This window comes from Vibrio floridensis (assembly GCF_021852965.1).
GTDB classification, from domain to species: domain Bacteria; phylum Pseudomonadota; class Gammaproteobacteria; order Enterobacterales; family Vibrionaceae; genus Vibrio; species Vibrio floridensis.
Genome location: NZ_JAKGCY010000012.1, coordinates 58,422 through 81,965, shown reverse-complemented (window position 1 = coordinate 81,965; position 23,544 = coordinate 58,422). Strand labels below are relative to the sequence as shown.

Sequence of the window (23,544 nt, the reverse complement as noted above, 5' to 3'; positions counted from 1 at the left end):
TGCGATGTTGGACCAAGTTAAGGTTTGATAGCATGTAGCGGCGCTTTAATCAAACTCAAACTGATAGAGCAAGTCAACCGCGCTTTCGACGCCAGAGACCCCTTCCAAGTAGAGATCTTTCATTAAGCGGTAACGGACCGTAAACTCCCCCAACGGTTTAAAGATGCCAACACCATACTTCACCTGCAAGCCAGGCATGATGTAACCACTCACCGTCACTTGAGAATCTTCCCCCGACCCTGCGGTATCTAACTGCAGATCTTGCACGCCAAACGCTTGGCCAATTTCACCAACCACTTTGCCACTTTTCGCTAAGCTTAATCCGATCAATGCCGTAGTCATGGCACTACCACCGCCAGATTCACCATCGATATCTTGCCCCCGAAGCAGATAAGAAAGCGCATTGGCTTGCGGCATAGCGGGTTCAGAGAATATGGAGATCTCAGGCTCTGTCGCTGGACCAGTAACCTTAACGCCAGCAATAACATCATCTTGGGTGTTTTCTGGATTGCGAATTGCCTTGATGGCGACATAAGGTTGATCCACTGGGCCATTCATCAACACTTTACCTTCTTTGATCAACAAATCTTGACCAAACGAGCGATAAGTACCGTTGACGATATTCACTTCACCAAGAATGAATGGTCCCTTGTCTTTCTGGGTCACATTGAGTTTGCCAATCAATCCACCCTCAAGACCAAATGCGCTCAGCTTGAAGTCATCCCCGATCGAGATATTGATGTCCGTTTCCACATTGAATGGCATAGAAGAGGCGTTATTGAGAGGTTCCAATTGGTCATTGAGCATCACTTGATCCTTCGAAACACTGACGGCACTTGGTGGCAGCTCTTCAACCACAATGCGTCCCCATGGCAGCGCCAAGTTACCCGTCACTTTAGCCAACGTCGGATTCACTTCAATGGTCATGTCAGGGACTAACTGAATCTTGACCATCGGAGGCATGTTCACTTTCAGCGAATCTGCGTAAACACGGACTTTACTGTGCCAGTTATCCAATTGCTGCCAATTAGCATCACCTTCGACTTTCAACTCACCATCAGGTGTAACGATATTGGCATTGAGGTTGGCGTCATAGCCGGAAAATGCCACCGCCACTTTGCCTCGTTGTACATCAATCGGGCTGATATCACCATTGGCCTCAATATCATCAACCAGAAACTGACCCGTCACTTTCGGTTGTAAAGCGGATCCTTCTAGCTGTAAGTCTGCCGAAAGGAGCGCCTTTAGTGAGCTGTACTCACCCACTAATGGCTGCAGGAAGTCCAGATTAAATTGACTCAACAACAACTTTGCTTGCAGTTGAGGATCTTTTGCCTGCACATCCGCAACAGATAAACGACCACTCAAATCGCCGTTGTCTCTGACGTTGATCTGCCAGTCTGCGTTGAGCTTGTCCTGCTTTAAGTTGGCATTGAATGAGATATCATCCCAACCGAGCGTCACCGTTTGTTCAATTTTTTGCTGAACTTGCCCCGATGGCAGCGTGACAGAAAGCGTCACTTGTGGTGCGGTTTTTGGCGCCCATTTCGCCCACACATTCGCATTCACACTGCCATCAAGGTGGGTTTCCGCAGGTAAGAACATGGCAATCTGTTTGAAATCAAACTGGTTGAGCGCCAATGTCGCTTCGCCCTTTTTGCCCACATTAATATCTTGCGTAAGGCATAGACTCGACCCTTGCTGCTGCCAACAATGTGCAGCAACCGCAACACTCTGTTTGTCGATGTTGGCCGTGATCGGTGTACTCTGCTCAAGTGTCCAAGTTCCCTGTTTGGTGGTGGCAAACATACGCTCTAATGCTCCCGACCACACCATCTCCGGTTTTTGCACCAAACTGCCACTGATCGCCAAACTGGTCGAGGCAAGATCAGATGAAACATCTAAACTCAGCTGATGCTGCTTTTCGGAACCATTGGCCGAGAGCACAATCGAATCCAAGAGAGTCTCTTGGTAGCGCAATGCAGAAATATTTAGGGTAACGTCCGCTTGCGGCTGCGGCATCGGCGTAATTCTGCCAGCCAGCGACAATGTTTCAATGCTTGCTTGTTGCTGCCATTGCACTTGGCTAGCCTGCAAATCAAGCTCAATATCCGGCTCTTTTAAGGCACCACGCAAATCAATCTCACCCATCAGCACACCTGAAAGATCCGGCACACTTTTGGCTAAATCGGTGAACTTTACATCGACATCCATTGCCCAACGCTTATCAAGCTTTCCTTTTGCAGTAAGCGAATTGGGGCCATGGGAAAGCGTCAGTCTGTCTGTGTTGAGATGAATGTCACCTTTGCCACTGCGGTCTGAAGCCTGCAAAGATCCCTCAACATTAAGCGGATAACCACGAAGCAGGCCATCGATATCAAGCAAAGGCAGCGAGACTTCCCAGCCACCACGTTCCGTGAGCATCCCTTTAGTGGAGAGCTTACCACTGAGATTGCCTTCTGCTTCTGGCCACTGTAAGCCCGGCTGAATGTTGTCGAGCTGAAAATCCGCTTGCCAATGTACCGGACCTTTCCAACTAGCAAAGACTTGGCCAGCCAGCGTGCCGCCCAAGGTTTCCAAGTCCAACTTCTCCAGCTCAATCCGCTCCAGTGAGCCTTTGCCTTTTAACGCAAAATCCAGCGCCGGAATCGCTTTCCCATCCAAATGAGATTGCAGGGCGAGTTGGTAATCTTGCAACTCACCTTTGGCGGTCAAACTCGCCACATCGACATGGTAATCAGCCTCACCGACAAACGGCCATTGCGTTTTGAGTTCACTTAAGTTGACATCAAAGGGCAAACGAACCAAAAGGGGTTGCAACGACGCAGAGAGACGAGCAGATACTGGCCCCGTCAACTCACTTTCAATCGCCAAATTCGCCACACTCTGCGCCGCCTTAAACACAATATTCTGACCTTTTAAGTCACCTTCTTTCAGATCTGCGTTCAACAGCAACGTTAAAGGGTAGTCACCTTTCAGCTCCACTTTCGCGCTGGCTTGCGCATCCACTTGAGGAATATCCAGTTCTAGCGTTTTTAGCTCTACCTGATGCTTAGCAGCACGGGCTTGCAGGCCTAAATGATTGAGCGTAAACGGCGTTGCTTGATGTAAGGTAAATCTTTCTAGATCAAATCGTTGCAATACGACTTGCAGTGGAATCCACACCTCAGGCAAAACAATGTCTTGCCGTGGCTGCGCGACTGGAAGCTCTTCTTCTTTTACTTCATTACTTGGTGCAAGCGTTAGATCCACATTTTTAAAATGGGTGGGAGAAATCACTAAGCGCTCACCTTGCATGGAAAGTGCGCTGCTAAACTCACCCCAAGAAACTTGATTGCCCAACACATCGAGCTTGAAGTCTGTGAGCGCTAAACGATGCAAAAAAATCGGCACTGGTGTGCTGATGCTTTTCAGTGGTTCACTGGGTTGTTCCACACTTTCCTCTGTGGCGGGCAACTCAGGCATCGAAAAGGTCAAACCGTCTAGGTCGATATCATTAATGCAGACTTTAGGCTCCAATAAGCACTGAAAATTCATCGCCAGTGTGAACTTCCTGACAGAGGCATCCACCTTAAGATCAGGGTCGTTAAACGTCACATCCCGCAAAGTAAACTTAGGGAAAAGAGAACCTTGCACTTGACCCACTTGTAACTGCGGCAACGCTTTTTCAGCAACCCAAATCGCAGAAGTCAGTCCTGGATGGGTAAATAGCACCATGCCAATCAACGCGAGCAGCAACACCAACACCGCCATCACGCCCGCAGATAGCCATTTACTCCACTTAAACACCACTCTGATCATAGCTCAGGCCCCAAAGTGAAGTGGACACGAAATTCGTCTCCCGGCTCGGCATCTAACCCCCAAGCAAAGTCCAGTCGAATTGGGCCAACCGGAGAGCCCCAACGAACACCAATCCCGGCCCCAGTCTTCCAATCGGGCGTTTCATTAAATGCATCACCGTAATCGACAAAGGCTGCGGCCCACCAGTTACCGACAAGGCGATACTGATATTCGAGCGTACTGGTGGCGATGTACTTCGCACCGGTCAAAGCGCCACTTTCATCTTTCGGCGAAATGGACTCATAACCATAGCCACGCAAGTTGTTATCACCGCCAGCGAAAAAACGTAAAGAGGGAGAAAGTTTGTCAAACTCATCAGCAATATTGGCCCCTCCTTCCAATCTCGCGATGCCACGATGATTTTCCCCCAAACTGCGAATCCAAGTCGTACGCCCTTGAACACGCAGCACACTCGTTTCGGACAGTAAGTGATCATCACCGAATTCTAAGGTGATACTCTGTTTATCTCCCCAGCTTGGCATACTTCCTCCCCGCACTCGACTGCGAGAAAAAGAGATACCCGGCAGCACAAACTGTGCGACATCATCTTGCAAACCTTGCTCATAGTTTTCAATCAAATAGCGGACGAAGACGGTTCGATGCCAACGGTTGTCTAGTAACCAATGACGTTCGACTGCAAGGTTAGACTCCAAGCTCTTAGTGTCACGACTATCCACATTCTTCATCGCATATTGAATACGATAGTAATCGTGCAACACGTCTTCCAAAGGGATCTGATAGCCAGCGGTAATAGTTTGCTCAGGCTTTGAAATCAGTAAGCTGCTATCAAAACTGTGGCCCAGCTCATTCACCCAAGGTTTTTTCCACTTGAGCGTGCCACGAAACTCAACATCGGTTGCGTAACCAATACCCGTTTCAATTTGGTTCTTCGCTTGAGGAGCAAGGCTCACTTTCATCGGCAACACGCGTGATTCATCCAACAGGGTCAAATCGGGCTCGACAAACACAGACGAGAACCAATCGGTGTTCGACAGATTTTGGTTGTACTCGCCCACTTTGGCGACAAGGTAAGGATCACCGGCTTGATAGGGTTGAAGGGAACGTACTCGGTTGTCTTCAATTTGGCTGCCCGTCACTGTGGTTTCACCAAAGTGATAACGGATGCCGCTGGCATAGTGCAGGCGCACGAAAGCACGATTGAGATCGGCAGCGACCTCTAAGCGCGCTTCCGTAAAGTCACCCTTAAAGTACCCTTTTTGTAAGGCTAAGTTGCGAATGGAGGATTTCAACGCGTCGTAATCACCATGATTCAATACCGCCCCTTGTTTCACCGGTGACTTTTCTATCAACTGGATAAAATCTTTGTCAGTGCTCGCTTCACCATCGATTTTCACATCCATGGTATCAATAGTAACGGGGTCACCCAGGGTGATATGCGCAATCAATTCTTGTTGATCAGTGGAAATTTGATAGTCGATCGTGGCGTGATAATAGCCAAGCGCGTTCAATGCACTATTGATGATAACGTCTAAACGCGACTGAAAGCGGAGCGATGTGGAATAATCCTTTTCGTCGATAGCGCTCAAATGTGCTTCTATATTATCTTCAATGGCACCACTGACCCCTTCCAAAGTTAAAGAGATCTGTGGCTCCGCAAAAAGCTTACCGGACAAGATAAGACTGACGAATAGTGGTAATACTTTTTTTATCATGTTTTAGTAAGTACAAAACGTCGGCTGAGATCGAGGCGATGCGGGTGGAATATCGTTGGAAATCAACACAAGCTACCGATAGATAAGTTGCGTTAGGCTGACGCTCTAAACTATCCTGCATTACCAGCTGAGACTTAGCTTGCAAGATAGCACCCGACCCACAAAGGAACAACCAGATTCCTTTTTTTGTTCGGACTCATATCACAGATGATTAAAAGGGAAGAGACATGCTCAACAAACAGATTCTCATTGATGCCGCACAAGCACTCAAAGGGAGAGCGACACCAATGACGGTGGAAACGGTTCATTTTGTCAATGGCAGCGACATCACCGCCCCCATCGCAGCGGGACAAGAAGAAATTCTCCTCGGCATGGGTTGTTTTTGGGGTGCAGAACGCCTGTTTTGGCAACTTGAAGGGGTAGTTTCGACCTCGGTGGGTTACAGCGGCGGCTTCACAGTCAACCCCACTTACGAAGAAGTCTGCAGCGGACAAACTGGCCACACCGAAGTGGTCCGTGTGGTGTTTGATCCTCAAGTTTTGCCGTTAACACAACTTCTAGAGAAATTCTGGGAGCGCCATGATCCTACTCAAGGCATGAGACAAGGTAACGATTTAGGCACACAGTACCGCTCGGCGATTTACACCTTTAATGAACAACAGATGGCTATCGCTCTCGCATCCAAAGAAGCGTACCAAGCAGCGCTATCCGGTAATCAACTGGCAAACATCACCACCGACATTCAACCAGCAGGAGCCTACTACTATGCAGAAACCTACCATCAGCAGTATTTAGCCAAAAATCCCGATGGCTACTGCGGCCTTGGTGGTACAGGGGTCTGTTTCCCTACTGCTTAGAGCGCTGATAAAACGCCCATTTCAGCGATCGCTTTACTGCGATCGCTCGAAAGCTTCTACTCTAGATTAAAGATCGGCTTTGGCTCTCTTCGCTGATTATGCCGCTGCTAAAGAAAGTGCCGCGATTTCCGCATTCACTTCACGATAAACCGATATCTTTTTTGCGTTGTATGTATCGGGCAACAGTACTTTTCCATTATCGAACTCAAACTCCCCGATCCCATCAATAGAAAACGATCCTTTAAAAAGGGTTTTTACAAATCGAGCCACTTGACGTGGCCGATAGACAGCAAACTCGCGCAACATAAATAACCTCAACTTCCGTATCAGTCCAATGTGACATGGTGAATCCACGCCACTCCTGCCTTTCCCGGCAATGTCTTTTTTGTCTGAGCTGTGCAAGCAACGCTGTGCCAACTCACTTATTCATCATTAGTAGTATCTAATGGACCGATAAAGCATACATCAGAGTCGCCGACAGATAAACTCATCCTAAGTGTTTTTGTTAATAAAATGTTACTTTCAGTCAATTATTTATCTCTCACCCATATTATACTGGTGCCGTAAAGGATAAAATAACCCCCACTCAGGATACCCAGATAACGGGGAAAATAAGGAAAAAGAGATATGAAACAAAAGACTCTCCTCGCACTGGCTCTGCTAGGCGCTTCATTTAATACGGCGGCACACAATCTTTCCATCGGCACCAATGTTCCCAGCGTCAAAGTCGATGCTTACGGCGAAATCGTTCTTCAAGGTAAAGGCACCGCTTTCCAACCATGGGCATCGGCGCAAATGATGGGGAAAGTTCGCGTGATTCAAGCCATCGCTGGTCGCAGCAGTGCGAAAGAACTGAATGCCCCATTAATGCAGGCCATCACAGCGGCGCAATTTTCGGCGGATCACTACCAAACCACCACCATTATCAATCAAGACGACGCAATTTGGGGCACTGGGTCATTCGTAAAATCATCAGCACAAGAGAGTAAAATGGAGTTTCCATGGTCTTCCATGGTGTTGGATGAAAATGGCGTGGTCGCACAAAGTTGGCAACTAAACAAAGAAAGCTCTGCGATCATTGTGCAAGACAAGCAAGGCAAGGTGTTATTTGTGAAAGAAGGGGCACTTTCTGCTGATGAAATCACTCAAGTTCTTGAATTAATCAAAACTAACATTTAATTACTTCTTTTCATCAATAAAACCCATACACTCCATCGTGATGGGTTTTATTTTTGTACCCGGTTTTGACAAAAATAATCAACGTTTCGCTGTAATTTCTGTTATGTTATAACACTTTCTTACGTCTCAATCAGTTTATGCAACACGGTCTCACTACTTCCATGAACAAGCTGCACCACACTGCTCTATTTGCGGTGGTCTTAAGCTTATTCTTGAGTTTCGCCAGTATTGCACATGATTTTGACTTTAATGCAGAACATCACAACTCGCACCATTGCCAGTTGTTTGCCAATGCTCATCATGGTGTGAGCCCAGCGGTTATCACCATACCAATCGATCCACCAAGCTGGTTTGAAAGTACACCTCCATCCTTTGAAGCACCTGTCGCTATAGTTACAGCTTATCTTGCGCGCTCACCTCCGGTTACCGCACCTCAGTAGGGGAGCGTTTAAGCCTGTCACGACAATGCCTATTTACACACTTTCGAGCTTACGTGGGTATTGCAATATCACTTAGCGAACTTTCTCGTCCCAAACTGAGGCGCACTAAATAAATCTGTACAACAATCAATTTATTTACGATAAGGATTAGAACCATGCTTCGCAAAACTTCTCTCGCCATTGTGGTTGGACTAACGTTTTCTTCACTCGCTTTCGCACAAGAGGGCTTTCGTCAACATGATGCGCACGTCCACGGCCAAGTGGAGTTTAACGTGGCTCAAGACGGCCATGATCTTCTGATTGAGATCACCGCGCCGGGAGCCGATGTCGTGGGGTTTGAGCACGCCCCAGAGAATCACGATCAAGAAACTCAGCTCAAAACAGCACTAGAGACCCTTTCTAAAGCCGAGTTGATCGTTCAACTGGATGGTGCGGCTAAATGTTCTATCGAAACGGTCTCGGTGAAGCACACTTTAGGTGGTGAAGAGCATCATGAACATGAAGAGCATGATGATCACAAACATCACGACGATCATAAACACCATGATGACCGCAAACATCATGACGATCACAAACACCATGATGACCACAAACACCATGACGACCACAAACATCATGACGACCATGACCACGATAGCCATGGCGCATTTACGGTGGAATACCAATATCACTGCGATAATCTGACCGCGTTGACGTCACTGAAAACTGGTTGGTTTAGTCAGTTTTCTGCGACTCAAGCCATTCAAGCTAATGTGCTAACCGATAAGCTGCAAAACTCCGTCAAACTCTCAGCAACACAAACGACGATCTCGCTGAAGTAATAGAAGAGCAAGTGGGTAAGCCATCACTTACCCACAATTCCTCGCCACTGATAGGATAAACGTTATGGTGAACACCCCATCTGAAGTGATTGGTTTGAGTCACGTCTCTTTTACTTGGAAAGACGCCGCCAAACCGATCCTGCAGATCCCGCATTTTTCAGTTGCTCGTGGTGAGCATGTATTTATTAAAGGTCCAAGTGGCTGCGGGAAATCCACACTGCTGAGCTTGCTCACTGGCATCAACCAAGTTCAATCCGGTCAACTCACCATCTTAGGGACAGAGTTAGCCAAATTATCACCCAGTCAAAGAGACCGATTTCGAGCAGACAATATTGGCTACATTTTTCAGCAGTTTAACTTATTGCCCTACCTCAATGTGTTGGAAAACGTATTGCTGCCTTGCCAGTTTTCCAAGACGCGTGCAAACAATGTCGCTGGGGACGCACAACAAAAAGCGGCGCAACTCTTAAACCGACTTCACCTGCCTAAGTCTTTGCATTTCAAAGCGGTCAGTGAACTCAGCATCGGCCAGCAACAACGCGTTGCCGCTGCTCGCGCATTAATTGGCTCACCTGCCTTAGTCATCGCTGACGAGCCCACTTCAGCACTCGATTTTGATAACCGCAGTGCGTTTATCGAGCTATTAATGGAGCAAGCAAACGAGGTGAATGCCACCTTAGTATTTGTCAGCCACGATCCAACGCTAGAGCGTTTGTTTGACCGCACCATTGATTTACGCCAGTTAAACCAAGCAGGAGATCAGCAATGAGTGCGACTTTTACCTTAGCGTGGAAAAGTTTATGCAACCGCAAAGCCACCGCAGTTCTCACCATCATGACGGTCGCCATCTCCGTCATTCTTTTGATGGGCGTTGAACGCATTCGTACCCAAGCGAAAGAGAGCTTTGCCAATACCATTTCTGGTACCGATCTGATCGTTGGCGGTCGCTCCGGCCAGGTCAATCTGCTGCTCTATTCTGTTTTTCGCATCGGCAATGCCACCAACAATATTGATTGGAAAAGTTACCAAGAGTTTGCTCATCATCGTGCTGTCGCATGGGCAATTCCAATTGCGCTTGGGGATTCACACAAAGGCTTCCGTGTGATGGGCACCAATCATAGCTACTTTGAACACTATAAATATGGCAGTAAGCAACCACTTACTTTTTCACAAGGTCATGAGTTTCATGGCTTATTTGAAACCGTATTAGGGGCGGATGTTGCCAAGCAACTGGGCTACCGTATCGGTAGCGAAATCATTATCGCTCATGGCATTAGCGATGTCGGCTTCAGCCGCCACGACAACCTTCCTTTTAAAGTCGTCGGCATTCTTGCTCCGACAGGAACGCCCGTCGATAAAACCGTGCATGTTTCTCTGGAAGCCATTGAAGCCATTCATGTGGGTTGGGAGTCGGGTGCGCGCATGGGCCCATCGCCAGACGCATCGCAACTGGAACAGAAAGCATTTCAACCGAAGCAGATCACCGCCATGATGCTGGGTTTGAAATCACGCATTCAGACCTTTGCGCTGCAACGTGAGATCAACACCTACAATCAAGAACCGCTTAGCGCCATCATGCCCGGCGTTGCTCTGCACGAACTTTGGGGCATGATGTCCGTGGCAGAACAGGCTCTCATGGCCGTCTCGGTATTTGTGGTGATCGCCGGCTTACTTGGCATGCTGAGTAGCCTGCTGACCAGCTTACAAGAACGACGTCGGGAGATGGCTATCCTACGAGCGATGGGCGCTCGTCCTCGTCATGTTTTCGCCCTGCTGATCAGTGAAGCGAGTTTACTCACTTTTGCAGGTATCGCGCTGGGTGTTACCGGGGTTTACGCGCTGTTGAGTGTTGCCCAACCCATTATTCAACAACAATATGGCATTAACATCACCATGACGGCTATTTCACCCCATGAATGGATGTTACTCGCCTTTGTCCAAATTGCAGGAATTTTGATCGGTTTCATTCCTGCTATTCGAGCCTATAAACAATCACTGAGTGATGGAATGACCATAAGGATTTAACGTGATGAAAGGTAAAATAACTCTGCTTTTAGCCGTGATTTTTGCAGCTTGGCTACCCATGCAGGTGCTAGCAAACGAAGTCACCACGCTAGATTGGATTGACTTGGTACCTGAGCAAGAACGCAAAATGTTTGATAGCGTTGGCATGCCAGCCGCTGACCATTCAGGGACTGCTGCCGCACAATCAAAAGTGGGCGGCGTAAGACCTGAGCTAAACAACACCAAAGTAAAAATTCCAGGCTTTGTGATCCCTCTGGAAGGTGATGCAAACAAGGTCACCGAGTTTCTTCTTGTACCTTACTTTGGCGCTTGTATTCACGTACCACCGCCACCGCCGAACCAAATTATCTATGTTAAATTTCCAAAAGGGGCGCCAGTACAAGAGCTGTGGGACGTGATCTACTTGGTAGGGACATTAAAAACAGAAACCGTCAATCATGAATTGGCTGAAACAGCGTACGTGATTGAAGGTGATGCGATTGAACCTTACGATGACATGTAACTAGATTAACATTTGTATGACCTGTCAATCATTCTGCATTACGCAATAAATTTAGATAAATAAATTAGTGTTGCCACATAAACCACCAAAAGCAGAGCGATTGACAGGTGTTTTTTCAGCTTATTCTCTCCGAAATACTTCATAGTTCCCTCACAAAAGACGGCAACAATTTTAACAAGTTATTATCATTTGTCATAGCTTATTGTGTGGCGTTTTACGATTTTCTCCGAGGACAGAATAAGATCACACGAGTGAAGCCGAGAGTGTGAGGCGTAAATCTTGCAGTCCCCTTCCGATAAAAGGTACATTGAGACCTATGTGTAATGAATAACGCGAAGGATATGGGCATGGCGGACAGCAGACCTCCCGTGGTGATTGATGTAGAACCTGAAACGAAAAACCAAAGTTTTCAGGAGAAAAAATCCAGCTATATCAAAGACAGCGCTAGCCGCATTCAAACCATTGCCCAAACTTACGGTCTCGATGCGTTGCTGCAAAAAGATCCCCCAACAAAAACCGCTTTAGAGCGGGCCGTTTTTTGTGAACAAAAGCGTAAAGAGCAGCGCCAGCAAAACTTGGAACAGATTCTGAAGCTCGCACACCTCTCATGCAAAGATGAAACCGCTGGTGATCCAGACCAAGATTGGCTCTATCGTTTCTTCGATATGGCACAAGAAATCCACAATGCCGCCATGCAGAAACTCTGGGCACAGGTGCTCAAGCGCGAAGTGACCAATCCGGGTTCGACTTCAATGAAAGCCCTCAAGGTATTGCAGGATATGACGCCGAAAGAAGCCCATACGTTACAGCGAGCCGCTTCCTTAGCGTGCAGCTTTGGTGGAGATACCAGTCGAAAACTGCTGATCGGTTATCGCGCTCAAGGAGGGTTATTCAGCTTTGGTAAACGCGATACCACAACCAACATCAACATTGGCAGCTTTCAACTGCCATTTTCCAGCTTGTTGGTGTTGATTGAACTGGGTTTGCTGCATGGTACCGAATTGGAATCGGGAGAAATTGACCAACAGACACCCTTAATGCTGACTTATCAAGGGCGAAATCTACAGCTAAATGCGCAGTCAAAAGGGGTGCGTCTGCTCTATTACCGCTTTACCCCAACAGGCAATGAACTGTGCAAGTTACTTGGCAATAAACCACACAGCCAGTATTACGATCAGTTGGTCGCTCTACTTAATCAGAAGTTCACCGTACAAAGTGACGTACAAAGCTCCGTCCATCACACCGTTTAGTGCTCTCTAACCGTAACATTCTCGCCATAAAAAACGACCGCAGTGAGCGGTCGTTTTCAGTTTGGCTTAGTCTATCCATAGGTTTCAATCTAGCGCGGTGAAATCACCCCACGTTGGCTGAGCGCTTCTATAAGTTGATCCACCAGCTGCTCAATGTTTTTCTCACCGGCAGGTAAATCAATTTCAGGGTTCAGCGGCACCTCATACTCAGAATCAATCCCAGTAAAGTTACGAATTTCCCCTGCTCGTGCTTTCTTGTATAAGCCTTTCGGATCCCGTTGTTCACAGACCTCCAAGGAAGTGTTGACAAACACTTCGATGAACTCGCCATCTGGCAAGAGATCTCGCACCAATTGTCGCTCTGCACGATGCGGAGAAATAAAAGCGGTCAGGACAATCAAACCCGCGTCCGCCATTAACTTAGCCAGTTCACCAATCCGACGGATATTTTCACGACGATCTTGCGTCGAAAACCCCAAATCACTACACAAACCGTGACGCACGTTATCGCCATCAAGTAAATAGGTATGAAAACCTTGCTCCGCAAGACGATTTTCCAACGCTCCGGCCACCGTAGACTTGCCTGCGCCTGAGAGTCCGGTAAACCATAATACGGCCGGCTTTTGCTGTTTTAATTTGGCGCGCTGTTCCTTAGTCACAGCATGTTGATGCCAAACTACATTTTCATCTTTTTGCGCGATGACGCTGCTCATAGAAAATCCTTTTTAAAACGGGAAGAAAACCGGAATCAACGTCAGCACTAGCGCGGAATAGACCAGTGAGATGGGTACGCCAATTTTCAAATAATCCAACAAACGATAGTTGCCTACGCTATAAACCAACAAGTTCGTTTGGTAACCATAAGGAGAGATAAAACTCGCACTCGCACCAAACAGCACCGCCATGATAAAAGGCATTGGATCAACGCCATAGCCTAGCGCCATACTGTAGCCCAAGGGAAAAGCGAGGGCAGCGGCAGCGTTGTTGGTCACTAACTCAGTCAGTATTAAGGTCATCACATAGGTAGCGACGAGCGCGCCAAACACTCCCCAACCATTGAACGCCTCAATGAACATCCCTCCCATACGCTCAGAAAAACCCGAGCTGATCATCAGCTGCGCAATGGACAGCGCCGAGCCAACAATCACCACAATATCAATCGGAAAGCGTCTTCTTAGCTCATTCAGTTGCACGATGCCAAACACCACCAACGCCAATAGATAGGCGGCTAACCCTTTGATGATTGGCACTAAACCCACCAATGCAGCAACAATCACCGCCGCGAAGCCGAGCAACACCAGTGCCGATTTGTGACTGTCCAAACGCGCGCTAGAGTCTAAATCGTTCATCAACACAAACTCTTTGCGGTGCGCTTGGCGCTCTGCTTCAAAGCGTTTTCCTGGAACGACCACCAAGGTATCCCCCGCGGCTAAGGTGATATTGCCTAAACCACCTTCTAAACGCTCATGACCACGGCGAATTGCCACCACGACCGCATCAAAACGATCACGGAAACGGCTCGATTTTAGCGTTTTATTGCAGAAGGTTGCGGAGGAGCTCACCACGACTTCGACAAAGTTCTGGCCATTAAGATGCTGCTGGCCAAACAGAGTAAGCCCCTGAATCTCTTGCAATGTCGACACACTGTCCACCTCGCCACAAAACAGCAGTCTGTCTTTCGCTTGCAGAACAAAATCTGGGCCAACCGATGAGACCGTTCGCCCATCCCGAATCACTTCGGCCAAAAACAGCTTACGTAAAGCACGCAGGTTATTTTCAGTGACGGTGCGCCCAACTAAAGGCGAACCAGGTTCGACCCTCGCTTCGAGAAAATAGGGTAAATCATCTTGGCCTTGCTCGTCATAATCGGGCAACAAATAACTCAATGGGATCAGCACTAATACCCCACCAAGCACCACCGCCAATCCAATTAAGGTGGGAGTGAAGAAATTGAGGCTTGGCAAGCCGGCATCTTCGACAAAGCTATTGATGATCAAGTTGGTTGATGTACCAATCAGCGTTAGCGTGCCACCAAAAATAGCGGCATACGATAGTGGAATCAACAACTTAGATGGAGAGTGTTGTCGGTTGCGCTTAATCGCGCCAATCAACGACACGACCACTGCGGTGTTGTTGGTAAACGAAGAGAGAAAGGCGGTGGAAAAGCCTAACTTGGCAATCACCGTCACTAAACTTCCTTCTGAAATACTGCGACTCACCCAACTGATGAGACGCGTTTTTTCCAATGCCGTTGACGCTAAGATCAACAAAACCAATGTTAATAGGGATGAGTTAGTGAAATTGGCCGCAATGGTGGTTAAATCACTTAACCCCGCCATAAAGGCCGCAAACGCTGCGCCTGCAAAAATGTAGCTTGGCTTTATTTTTGTGACGAGCAGACAAGTGATGATGCCCAGCAACACCGCCAATACAAATCCTTGCTCCCACATACTACATCCCCACAAAGGGAGAGCGTGTCTCTCCCATGACTACAATTGATTTCTGATTATTTCACTGACTTGTGCGCCGTGCTTACTTCAGCAACTGGCTCAAATCCTTCGCATCCCAATGAGGGAAGTGTTTACGAATCAGAGCATTGAGTTCAATTTCAAATGCCGAGTAATCGCCAACGGCTTTCTGCACATCCACCAAACTCTCACTCACCATGCCCGCGCCTACCGTAACGTTGGTAAGACGGTCGATGATGATGAAACCACCCGTGTCGGCACAATCTTGGTAGTTATCGAGGGCAATCGACTCGTTCAACGTCCATTCACACAAACCAATACCGTTGAGCGGAAGTTCTGCCGCACTGTGTGTTGACAGGTTGTTGATGTCATATTGATGATGAATGTGCTCAACACGGCCGATGGTTTTCTTACCAGCGATCTTGATATCGTAATCACGCCCTGGTTGAAGTGGCTGCTCAGTCATCCACACCACATCGGCGGCGAAGTGGTTAGTCAGTTCCACATCTGTTCCTTGATGAACAATCAGATCACCGCGGCTGATGTCGATTTCATCGGCTAACGTGAGCGTTACGGCCAAACCCGCTTGTGCTTGTTCAAGGTCACCATCAAAAGTGACGATGCGCGCAACGGTTGAACTCTTACCCGATGGCAACGCGGTAATGCGATCGCCCACTTGGACCACTCCGGACGAGATGGTGCCAGCAAAACCACGGAAATCGAGGTTCGGACGATTAACGTATTGAACAGGGAAACGGAACTCACCCGCTTCTTTCTCTTTTACTACGTCCACCGATTCCAAAATTTCCAGTAGTGTCGGGCCTTGGTACCAAGCCATTTGCTGGCTTAGTTCAACCACGTTGTCGCCTTCCAGAGCAGAGATTGGGATAATTTGAATATCCGTTTCACCACGAAGATTCTTAGAAAACGCTTGGTATTCGGCTTTAATCTCTTCAAAACGCTGTTGAGAGAATTCCACCAAGTCCATTTTGTTCACCGCCACCACAAAGTGTTTCAGGCCAAGCAAGTTGGAGATAAACGAGTGGCGACGTGTTTGATCCAACACCCCTTTACGAGCATCGATCAAAATAACCGCAAGATCACAGGTCGAAGCACCAGTTGCCATGTTACGCGTGTACTGCTCATGCCCCGGAGTGTCGGCGATAATGAACTTACGCTTCTGGGTTGAAAAGTAACGGTAAGCCACATCGATGGTGATGCCTTGCTCACGCTCCGCTTGTAGACCATCGACCAACAACGCCAAGTCTGGACGGCTGCCGGTGGTACCGACGCGCTGGCTATCGTTATGCACAGCGGCCAATTGATCTTCATAAATCTGTTTTGAGTCGTGAAGCAAACGACCAATCAGGGTACTTTTACCATCATCTACTGAACCACAGGTGAGGAATCTAAGTAGTGATTTGTGTTGATGTTGATTTAGGTAACCTTCAATACCTAACTCAGCGAGCTGAGCTTGAACTGCACTATTCATATTCTTTCCTTAGATCCTTAGAAATAACCCTGACGTTTTTTCAGTTCCATCGAGCCCGATTGATCGTGGTCGATGGCTCGTCCTTGACGTTCACTGGAAGTCGTGACCAGCATCTCTTCAATGATACCTGTCAGCGTATTCGCTTCTGACTCGATCGCGCCGGTCAGTGGGTAACAACCGAGGGTACGGAAGCGTACGCTTTTCTCTTCAACCACTTCACCCTCTTTGAGTTTCATACGGTCATCATCCACCATGATCAGCATGCCATCACGCTCAACCACCGGACGTTTTGCCGCAAGATACAGCGGTACAATCTCAATGTTCTCTAGGTAGATGTATTGCCAAATATCCAATTCGGTCCAGTTCGACAGCGGGAACACGCGGATACTTTCGCCTTTATTTACTTGACCGTTATAGGTTTTCCACAACTCAGGGCGCTGATTCTTCGGATCCCAAGTGTGGTTTTTGTCGCGGAACGAGTAGACACGCTCTTTCGCTCGTGACTTCTCTTCATCACGACGAGCCCCACCAAAAGCAGCATCAAAACCATACTTGTTCAATGCTTGCTTGAGACCTTGTGTTTTCATGATGTCGGTATGCTTAGAAGAACCATGGTCGAACGGGTTAATGCCCATTGCGAGACCTTCGGGGTTTTTGTGCACCAACAACTCAAAACCATACTTTTGTGCGGTACGGTCACGAAACTCGATCATTTCGCGGAACTTCCAATCGGTATCCACGTGTAATAGTGGGAAAGGAATTTTTCCAGGATAGAAGGCTTTGCGTGCTAGGTGCAGCATGACCGAAGAGTCTTTGCCGATTGAGTACATCATTACAGGATTGTCGAACTCAGCAGCCACTTCACGGATAATGTGAATGCTTTCAGCTTCCAGCTGCTTCAAGTGAGTCAGGCGTTGTTGATCCATAGTTATTTCCTTTTTAAACCGGTTGGTTTATACGTATCCCTAAATCTTTGGTAACGATTACATTGAGTTGGCAATAGCACTATTGATGCTTCGACTACCAGATAAGAACCAATCTAATTTCTGAGACAACTGCACTACTTCACCAATCACGATCAGTGCTGGAGCCTCGGCTTGCTTGGCCAAATCAGCCAACTCGGCTAACTGACCTTTGAATACTTTCTGCGATAACTGCGTACCACGTTCGATGATCGCAATTGGCGTGTGAGGAGCACGACCATGCTTGATCAGTTGTTCTTGGATGTAGTTGGACTTCATCAACCCCATGTAGATCACCAGTGTTTGCTGACCTCGCGCCAGAGTCGACCAATCCATTTGATCGCTTTCCGCTTTGAGATGCCCTGTAATAAACATAGCGGACTGCGCGTAATCTCGGTGGGTCAGTGGAATGCCTGCGTAGGCAGTGGCACCAGCGGCGGCGGTGATCCCCGGCACCACTTGGAAATTGATCCCCGCATCGGCCAGCACTTCGAGTTCTTCGCCACCGCGGCCAAAGACAAAAGGATCGCCACCTTTGATGCGTACCACTTTGTGGCCTTGTTTGGCAAAGTCGACCAATAGCTGGTTGGTTTTTTCTTGCGGCACACTATGATGGCCAGCACGTTTACCCACACACACCAGAATCGTCTCACTCGGCACCAAAGCCATGATTTCTTCGGAAACAAGGTAGTCATACAACACCACATCGGCTTGCTGCAGATAGTTAAGCGCTTTTAATGTGAGTAATTCTGGATCACCTGGCCCCGCACCCACTAAGGCAACTTCACCCGCTTTTAGTTGACTATGGCCATAACGATTTGCCACCGAATTGCTCGCCACAGTACTTGGGCGCTTAAAAGGGAAAACCGTTGCTGTGTCCTTTTTTGCCATGGTCATCTTTCCATCGAACCTATTGATGTGTGCATTATGGCGAGCTCTTCATATTACCTGAAATTCTAAAATTTCATTTTTTATTCAAAAAACTGCTAAGGAACGATTACTCATTAGTCGACATTGTTGAAAAAATCGGCATCAGATGAGATCCAGCAAGCACTACACGCTAAAGTAATTGCTCAAAATCACAATTCAACATGCTGTTCAATATGGGTTTCATAATTATTTGTTACATTAATCACCGTTATTTCCGCAAACCTCTTTTTGGAGCAAACGATGAAACTGGCAGTGAAACCCCTATCTCTCGCTGTGTTGACCAGTATGTTAGTGATGGCTGGACCAGCAATGGCAGAGACCATCAAATTACGTATCGTCGAAACCACAGACATCCATACCAATGTTATGGACTACGACTACTACAAAGACAAACCGTCACAACAAATTGGTCTGACACGCGCAGCAACTTTGGTAAAACAAGCTCGTGGCGAAGTGGTCAACAGCGTGTTGGTTGATAATGGTGATTTGATTCAAGGCAGTCCAATGGGTGACTATATGGCTGCAAAGGGCATTGAAGTCGGTGAGGTTCATCCTGTTTACAAAGCGATGAATCAATTGAACTATGATGTCGGTAACATCGGAAACCATGAGTTTAACTACGGTTTAGAATTCTTAGCAGAAACGATTAACGACGCAGATTTCCCGTATGTCAGCGCCAACGTGTTTGATAAGAAAACGGGCAAGCACTACTTCAAACCATACCTTATCAAGGAACATGTGTTCAAAGATGTCAACGGCGCAGAACACACTATCAAAGTGGGTTACATTGGTTTTGTTCCACCTCAAATCATGGTTTGGGACAAGAAAAACCTAGAAGGCAAGGTCTTCGCCAGAGATATTCGTGAAACCGCTGAAGAGCTGGTTCCACAGATGAAAAAAGAGGGTGCTGATGTCATCGTCGCTATCCCGCATTCCGGTGTTTCATCCGATCCATACAAAATTGGTGCTGAAAACTCGGTGTACTATCTCTCAGAAGTGGACGGCATTGATGCAATTGCGTTTGGCCACTCCCACGCCGTGTTCCCAGGCAAAGGCTTTGACAACATCCAAGGTGTCGATAATCAAGCAGGCACCATCAATGGTGTTGCTGCGGTAATGCCAGGCCGCTGGGGTAGCCATGTCGGTATTATTGACTTAGAGCTGCAGCAAAAAGAAGGTAAATGGACGGTTGTTAAAGGACAAACCGAAGCGCGCCCAATTTTCGACAAAGCGACCAAGCAACCCCTAGTCGATGCCGATCCTGCGATGGTAAAAGCACTGGAAGCGGATCACAAAGGCACTCGTGAGTTCGTTAACCAACCTATCGGTAAGGCGAATGACGTGATGTACAGCTTCCTCGCCTTGGTTCAAGACGACCCAACCGTGCAAATTGTTAACTTGGCGCAAAAAGACTACGTAGAGCGTTTTATCCAAGGCGATCCCGATCTCGCAGGTCTCCCAGTTCTTTCTGCCGCAGCCCCCTTTAAAGCCGGTGGTCGCAAAAACGATCCGGCCAACTTTACTGAGGTAGAATCTGGTCAGCTCACCTTCCGTAACGCGGCGGATTTGTACCTCTATCCGAATACACTGGTGGCGATGAAAGTCACTGGTCACGAAGTGAAAGAGTGGCTGGAATGCAGCGCGGGTCAATTCAAACAAATCGACGTAAACAGCACCGCACCTCAATCTCTGATCGATTGGGATGGCTTCCGCACTTACAACTTTGATGTGATCGATGGCGTTAACTACCAGATCGACATCACTAAGCCTGCGAAATACGATGGTGATTGTAAGGTGATCAACCCAGACGCACAGCGTGTAATAGGCTTAACGTACCAAGGCAAGCCGATCGATGTGAAGCAAACGTTCATTATTGCAACCAACAACTACCGTGCTTATAGCAACAAGTTCCCTGGCACTGGCTCAGAGTTTGTCGCATTCGATTCTCCAGATGAAAACCGCACCGTGGTAGCAAACTATATTTCTCGCGTTAGCCAAGAGAAAGGCGAAGTGACACCAAGTGCTGACAATAACTGGACTTTCGCACCAATTAAGTCGGACAAAGCGCTTGATATTCGTTTTGAAACCTCACCAAGTGAAAAAGCGGCGCAGTTTATCAAGGACAAAGGTGTTTATCCGATGAAACAAGTAGCGACCGACGACGTTGGTTTCGCGGTTTACCAAGTCGATCTGCAAAAATAACTTTTCTGATGAAGAGATATCTTTAAACTCAAACCGTTGTCATAAGGCAACGGTTTTTTTATGGGAGCGATATGGATACTCGTTTTACACAACACTTAGCCACACTGAACTTAACGCCCAGTGATATTGCGATGATCAGTGAGCACGCCAAAGAGCTACAACTCCCTACTCGCCATATCCTTACTCACCAAGGTGAGCAGCCACAACAGATCTATTTTCTGCTCGATGGACTTTGCCAGGCCTGTTATCTCACCGAAGAAGGTAAAGAATTTAGCAAAGAGTTCTATTGGGAAGTGGATTGGATGATCGGCTTTGAAAGCCTCATTTCACAACAAGCCAGCCCTTTTCTGCTTGAGACGCTCTCTCCGGTTCATTTACTGACTTTCCCAATCGAGGTTTTTAAACAGTGGCGAGAAACCCATCATCCGCTTTACGTTAAGCTGTTGGAAACACAACTGCTGTATAAAGAGCGGAAAGAACGCTTTTTACTGCTGTATACACCGGAGCAAAAATACCAGCTATTTAAAGATTCTTTCCCAACCTTGTTAGAGAGATTAAGTGATAAACAAATTGCCGCGTATTTAGGCATCACACCGGTCAGCTTGAGTAGGATAAAAAATCGTTATTGCAACGGGCAATCTTAACTTATGTTAATGGCAAACGAGCGACACAAGCCGTACATTCCACTTATCAATGGCGTAAGGAACAATAACGATGACCCAATGGCAACTCCTGCCTTTTTCACAGCTTTCCACTCAGCAGCTCTATGAACTTCTCAAACTGCGTGTTGACGTTTTTGTTGTTGAACAAAACTGCCCTTATCCAGAATTGGATGGTCATGATACGAAACCCGGAGTACAGCACTTACTCGGTTACCAAAATAGTCAGCTTGTCGCGTGCAGTCGTCTGTTGCCTGCGGGCACTACGTACGAGAATGTCTCCATTGGTCGAGTCGCTACGCTTAAATCTGTACGCGGCGAAGGACTGGGACATCAGCTACTTAACCAAGCCTTAACGCACTGTGAGCAGCTTTGGCCCGGAGCCTCAATCGAGATCGGTGCTCAACAACACTTAGAAGGTTTCTATCAGCACCATGGTTTTCAAACTACATCAGAGATGTACTTAGAAGATGGCATACCTCATGTCGATATGAAAAAGCACGCGAAATGACAACGCCTCAAGTCGCTATTGCTCTGTTGGTTTTGGGTAATCTATTCGCCACCCTTTCTGACGTGGCGGTGAAACTGCTCGACGGTGGCATTTCACCCTTTCAATACATGTTTTTACGCCAGCTGTGCTCATTTCTCATATTGACTCCTTTTTGGTTAACACAAGGCCGCAAGCTACGCTCATTATCGCAACCTAAGGTGACTCTAACCCGCGCACACCTGATTTTAGTTGGTAGCGGTTGCATGATGGTATCAATCACCTATTTACCACTCGCCACGGCCAACGCCATTTTCTACGCAGCACCGCTACTCATGTTGCCACTCTCGGTCTGGCTATTAAAAGAGCGCCCTTCTTTAGGCAAAATCATCGCAACCACTATCGGCTTTATTGGTGTTTTGATTGTGTTGAGACCATCACATTTCCATTGGGCCGCCTTATGTGCTTTGGGCACAGCTGCAACATTAGCTCTGTTCAATATCTTGGTAAGAAAGCTACCAGCGCAACAATCGGTAGTGACAACATTGTGGTGGACCACGCTCTTTTCCCTACCCGTGTCAGCATTGCTGGCGGCCTTATTCTGGCAACCCATCCAGTTAGATCACGTTCTATACGTTGCTATTAGCGCACTGTGCATTCTTGGTTATAACGGGTTAGCCGTAGCGGCCTATCGGAAAGCACCCGCAGGCCAAATTGCGCTTTCGGAGTACTCTGGATTGATCTTCGTGACGGTGATTGGCATCGTATGGTTCAGTGAAATACCGGACACCTTCACTTGGCTGGGCATTCTTTTAATCATATTGCCTTTAATGCCTATCCAGCATCTAAGATTGAGAAAGAAACATCGAGCAAAAGAGACCATCCGTGACAGCAACTCCTCGTACGAGGAATGAAAGAATAAGGCACACTCAGTGTGCCCTATTTCTCAGTAACTAAACGTCAACTTGGCAAAGCTAATCGTTACTTGCTACGGCCAAAGCCACCATCGGAAAGACGGAAGAACATGACCGAAGTGGCGCCTTTCTCAAGCTGCAAAATATCCAGTTGCCCAGCATCATTGAGCTTAAATCGCACCAACTGACCTTGTTTAATTTGACTCAAAGGCTTGTCATCCCCTTCGATCCTCACCAAGGCATTGAGGTCAGACATAGCAAGTTGGTTGTTACGAAATACTTGCGACAAAGTGTCCCCATCGCGTACCAGATACTCCTTCCAAGCGACTGATTTTAAGCTTTTTTGCTCTTGTGTGCGTTGCTCACTCAAGCCCGTGGTATCGATATCTAACGATACACGTTGTGGTGCCTTCGTCACCAGCTCTTGTTGTTTAGGCTCACTTGCTGGCCAAACCAATAAAATCAACAATATCGGCACCAGAACATAAAGTGCACGCTGATGGAGACGTGGCAACCTCTGCCAGAGCTGGCGTGTAGCCATGAGTTTGGCTTTTGCATCAAAATTAGCGACACGCTGTTTTATCAGCGCAATATAATCAACCTGCGCTTTTTTCTTTTTACGTCGATTCATGCTAGTGCTTCCTCAAACCCTTTGCACTTAAGTATAAAAATACAAATCAGCTGAGTATAGTGCTTTGCTGCAAGTGTTAGTCATTCCCAAGTAAAAATGGTTTAAAAGCGTGAACAAAAACAAACACCCGGGTTCTCTTAAGGCCTTTTGATGAGAGATGAAACGTTTAAACATCGGGCTGAAACTGTTATCCTTTCGCCTTTATTCGTTCA

Annotated in this window: 21 protein-coding genes; 12 read left to right on the top strand and 9 right to left on the bottom strand. The window is 47.4% G+C overall.

Translation table 11 applies throughout. The features are described from left to right. Positions 1–45: 45 nt before the first annotated feature. Both tamB and tamA read right to left on the bottom strand, forming a co-directional pair. On the bottom strand, positions 46–3,801 hold the full coding sequence (tamB, locus tag LZU85_RS16320; protein WP_237287761.1) for an autotransporter assembly complex protein TamB: 3,756 nt from the start codon (positions 3,799–3,801) through the stop codon (positions 46–48). After that, entirely contained in the window at positions 3,798–5,513 is a 1,716-nt protein-coding gene (tamA, locus tag LZU85_RS16315) for an autotransporter assembly complex protein TamA (protein ID WP_176298353.1), read from the bottom strand. The genes tamB and tamA overlap by 4 nt, the downstream gene beginning before the upstream one ends. Before the next feature lie 227 nt (positions 5,514–5,740). Here tamA and msrA point away from each other — a divergent pair, with 227 nt between their 5' ends. After that, positions 5,741–6,370: a peptide-methionine (S)-S-oxide reductase MsrA gene (msrA, locus tag LZU85_RS16310; protein ID WP_176298354.1), complete on the top strand. Its 630-nt coding sequence runs from the start codon at positions 5,741–5,743 to the stop codon at positions 6,368–6,370. Between the two features lie 96 nt (positions 6,371–6,466). On the opposite strand, the gene LZU85_RS16305 is transcribed toward msrA, so the two are convergent. After that, positions 6,467–6,676: a DUF1107 domain-containing protein gene (locus tag LZU85_RS16305; protein WP_176298355.1), complete on the bottom strand. Its 210-nt coding sequence runs from the start codon at positions 6,674–6,676 to the stop codon at positions 6,467–6,469. A 321-nt stretch (positions 6,677–6,997) separates the two neighbouring features. On the opposite strand from LZU85_RS16305, the gene LZU85_RS16300 reads away from it, so the two are divergent. The 7 genes from LZU85_RS16300 (at position 6,998) to LZU85_RS16270 (ending at position 12,587) form a co-directional block, all read left to right on the top strand. After that, positions 6,998–7,549, top strand: a complete 552-nt coding sequence (locus tag LZU85_RS16300) for a YtfJ family protein (protein WP_176298356.1) — start codon at positions 6,998–7,000, stop codon at positions 7,547–7,549. 161 nt (positions 7,550–7,710) lie between these two features. Beyond that, positions 7,711–7,989 carry a DUF2607 family protein gene (locus LZU85_RS16295; RefSeq protein WP_176298357.1) on the top strand — a complete coding sequence of 93 codons (279 nt, stop codon included), beginning with the start codon at positions 7,711–7,713 and terminating at the stop codon, positions 7,987–7,989. Positions 7,990–8,144: 155 nt separating this feature from the next. Beyond that, on the top strand, positions 8,145–8,810 hold the full coding sequence (gene zrgA / locus LZU85_RS16290; protein WP_237287760.1) for a zinc uptake protein ZrgA: 666 nt from the start codon (positions 8,145–8,147) through the stop codon (positions 8,808–8,810). A 64-nt stretch (positions 8,811–8,874) separates the two neighbouring features. Continuing rightward, positions 8,875–9,579, top strand: coding sequence for an ABC transporter ATP-binding protein (locus LZU85_RS16285; RefSeq protein ID WP_176298359.1), 705 nt, complete (start codon positions 8,875–8,877; stop codon positions 9,577–9,579). Beyond that, the gene (locus LZU85_RS16280) at positions 9,576–10,835 is read left to right on the top strand and encodes an ABC transporter permease (RefSeq protein ID WP_237287759.1); all 1,260 of its coding nucleotides are present in this window, start codon (positions 9,576–9,578) and stop codon (positions 10,833–10,835) included. The genes LZU85_RS16285 and LZU85_RS16280 overlap by 4 nt, the downstream gene beginning before the upstream one ends. A 58-nt stretch (positions 10,836–10,893) precedes the next feature. Further along, complete coding sequence (locus LZU85_RS16275) at positions 10,894–11,337, top strand: DUF3299 domain-containing protein (RefSeq protein WP_419795979.1); 444 nt, start codon at positions 10,894–10,896, stop codon at positions 11,335–11,337. A gap of 347 nt (positions 11,338–11,684) precedes the next feature. Beyond that, positions 11,685–12,587, top strand: a complete 903-nt coding sequence (locus LZU85_RS16270) for a TIGR03899 family protein (RefSeq protein WP_237287789.1) — start codon at positions 11,685–11,687, stop codon at positions 12,585–12,587. An 89-nt stretch (positions 12,588–12,676) separates the two neighbouring features. Here LZU85_RS16270 and cysC read toward each other — a convergent pair whose 3' ends face one another. From cysC to cobA, 5 genes are all read right to left on the bottom strand, one after another. Next, positions 12,677–13,300 carry an adenylyl-sulfate kinase gene (cysC, locus tag LZU85_RS16265; protein WP_176298362.1) on the bottom strand — a complete coding sequence of 208 codons (624 nt, stop codon included), beginning with the start codon at positions 13,298–13,300 and terminating at the stop codon, positions 12,677–12,679. Positions 13,301–13,312: 12 nt separating this feature from the next. Further along, positions 13,313–15,037 (bottom strand): SLC13 family permease, encoded by a 1,725-nt coding sequence (locus tag LZU85_RS16260; RefSeq protein ID WP_237287757.1) that lies wholly within the window; start codon positions 15,035–15,037, stop codon positions 13,313–13,315. Between the two features lie 82 nt (positions 15,038–15,119). Then, positions 15,120–16,547: a sulfate adenylyltransferase subunit CysN gene (gene cysN, locus LZU85_RS16255; RefSeq protein ID WP_237287756.1), complete on the bottom strand. Its 1,428-nt coding sequence runs from the start codon at positions 16,545–16,547 to the stop codon at positions 15,120–15,122. A gap of 17 nt (positions 16,548–16,564) precedes the next feature. Further along, a complete protein-coding gene (gene cysD / locus LZU85_RS16250; RefSeq protein WP_237287755.1) occupies positions 16,565–17,473 on the bottom strand; it encodes a sulfate adenylyltransferase subunit CysD in 909 nt (302 codons plus the stop codon). A 57-nt stretch (positions 17,474–17,530) separates the two neighbouring features. Beyond that, entirely contained in the window at positions 17,531–18,406 is an 876-nt protein-coding gene (gene cobA, locus LZU85_RS16245) for a uroporphyrinogen-III C-methyltransferase (protein WP_419795978.1), read from the bottom strand. Between the two features lie 273 nt (positions 18,407–18,679). Here cobA and cpdB point away from each other — a divergent pair, with 273 nt between their 5' ends. The 4 genes from cpdB to LZU85_RS16225 all read left to right on the top strand — a co-directional run bounded on the left by cpdB (position 18,680) and on the right by LZU85_RS16225 (position 22,701). Further along, on the top strand, positions 18,680–20,641 hold the full coding sequence (cpdB, locus tag LZU85_RS16240; protein WP_237287754.1) for a 2',3'-cyclic-nucleotide 2'-phosphodiesterase: 1,962 nt from the start codon (positions 18,680–18,682) through the stop codon (positions 20,639–20,641). 71 nt (positions 20,642–20,712) lie between these two features. Next, entirely contained in the window at positions 20,713–21,285 is a 573-nt protein-coding gene (locus LZU85_RS16235) for a Crp/Fnr family transcriptional regulator (RefSeq protein WP_237287753.1), read from the top strand. 70 nt (positions 21,286–21,355) lie between these two features. Further along, positions 21,356–21,811, top strand: coding sequence for a GNAT family N-acetyltransferase (locus LZU85_RS16230; RefSeq protein ID WP_237287752.1), 456 nt, complete (start codon positions 21,356–21,358; stop codon positions 21,809–21,811). After that, positions 21,808–22,701 carry a DMT family transporter gene (locus LZU85_RS16225; protein ID WP_237287750.1) on the top strand — a complete coding sequence of 298 codons (894 nt, stop codon included), beginning with the start codon at positions 21,808–21,810 and terminating at the stop codon, positions 22,699–22,701. Before LZU85_RS16230 ends, LZU85_RS16225 begins: the two co-directional genes overlap by 4 nt. Positions 22,702–22,768: 67 nt before the next feature. Here LZU85_RS16225 and LZU85_RS16220 read toward each other — a convergent pair whose 3' ends face one another. Next, positions 22,769–23,332 carry a LysM-like peptidoglycan-binding domain-containing protein gene (locus LZU85_RS16220; protein ID WP_176298371.1) on the bottom strand — a complete coding sequence of 188 codons (564 nt, stop codon included), beginning with the start codon at positions 23,330–23,332 and terminating at the stop codon, positions 22,769–22,771. Positions 23,333–23,544 lie beyond the last annotated feature (212 nt).

What these genes read in the sequence shown, in the direction of transcription:
- tamA (WP_176298353.1), bottom strand. Translation starts at nt 5,513, where the DNA reads ATGATAAAAAAAGTATTACCACTATTCGTCAGTCTTATCTTGTCCGGT.
- zrgA (WP_237287760.1), top strand. Translation starts at nt 8,145, where the DNA reads ATGCTTCGCAAAACTTCTCTCGCCATTGTGGTTGGACTAACGTTTTCT.
- LZU85_RS16220 (WP_176298371.1), bottom strand. Translation starts at nt 23,332, where the DNA reads ATGAATCGACGTAAAAAGAAAAAAGCGCAGGTTGATTATATTGCGCTG.
- cysD (WP_237287755.1), bottom strand. Translation starts at nt 17,473, where the DNA reads ATGGATCAACAACGCCTGACTCACTTGAAGCAGCTGGAAGCTGAAAGC.
- LZU85_RS16235 (WP_237287753.1), top strand. Translation starts at nt 20,713, where the DNA reads ATGGATACTCGTTTTACACAACACTTAGCCACACTGAACTTAACGCCC.
- cobA (WP_419795978.1), bottom strand. Translation starts at nt 18,406, where the DNA reads ATGACCATGGCAAAAAAGGACACAGCAACGGTTTTCCCTTTTAAGCGC.
- LZU85_RS16230 (WP_237287752.1), top strand. Translation starts at nt 21,356, where the DNA reads ATGACCCAATGGCAACTCCTGCCTTTTTCACAGCTTTCCACTCAGCAG.
- msrA (WP_176298354.1), top strand. Translation starts at nt 5,741, where the DNA reads ATGCTCAACAAACAGATTCTCATTGATGCCGCACAAGCACTCAAAGGG.
- LZU85_RS16260 (WP_237287757.1), bottom strand. Translation starts at nt 15,037, where the DNA reads ATGTGGGAGCAAGGATTTGTATTGGCGGTGTTGCTGGGCATCATCACT.
- LZU85_RS16305 (WP_176298355.1), bottom strand. Translation starts at nt 6,676, where the DNA reads ATGTTGCGCGAGTTTGCTGTCTATCGGCCACGTCAAGTGGCTCGATTT.
- LZU85_RS16285 (WP_176298359.1), top strand. Translation starts at nt 8,875, where the DNA reads ATGGTGAACACCCCATCTGAAGTGATTGGTTTGAGTCACGTCTCTTTT.
- cysN (WP_237287756.1), bottom strand. Translation starts at nt 16,547, where the DNA reads ATGAATAGTGCAGTTCAAGCTCAGCTCGCTGAGTTAGGTATTGAAGGT.
- cysC (WP_176298362.1), bottom strand. Translation starts at nt 13,300, where the DNA reads ATGAGCAGCGTCATCGCGCAAAAAGATGAAAATGTAGTTTGGCATCAA.
- LZU85_RS16270 (WP_237287789.1), top strand. Translation starts at nt 11,685, where the DNA reads ATGGCGGACAGCAGACCTCCCGTGGTGATTGATGTAGAACCTGAAACG.
- cpdB (WP_237287754.1), top strand. Translation starts at nt 18,680, where the DNA reads ATGAAACTGGCAGTGAAACCCCTATCTCTCGCTGTGTTGACCAGTATG.
- LZU85_RS16275 (WP_419795979.1), top strand. Translation starts at nt 10,894, where the DNA reads ATGCAGGTGCTAGCAAACGAAGTCACCACGCTAGATTGGATTGACTTG.
- tamB (WP_237287761.1), bottom strand. Translation starts at nt 3,801, where the DNA reads ATGATCAGAGTGGTGTTTAAGTGGAGTAAATGGCTATCTGCGGGCGTG.
- LZU85_RS16225 (WP_237287750.1), top strand. Translation starts at nt 21,808, where the DNA reads ATGACAACGCCTCAAGTCGCTATTGCTCTGTTGGTTTTGGGTAATCTA.
- LZU85_RS16295 (WP_176298357.1), top strand. Translation starts at nt 7,711, where the DNA reads ATGAACAAGCTGCACCACACTGCTCTATTTGCGGTGGTCTTAAGCTTA.
- LZU85_RS16300 (WP_176298356.1), top strand. Translation starts at nt 6,998, where the DNA reads ATGAAACAAAAGACTCTCCTCGCACTGGCTCTGCTAGGCGCTTCATTT.
- LZU85_RS16280 (WP_237287759.1), top strand. Translation starts at nt 9,576, where the DNA reads ATGAGTGCGACTTTTACCTTAGCGTGGAAAAGTTTATGCAACCGCAAA.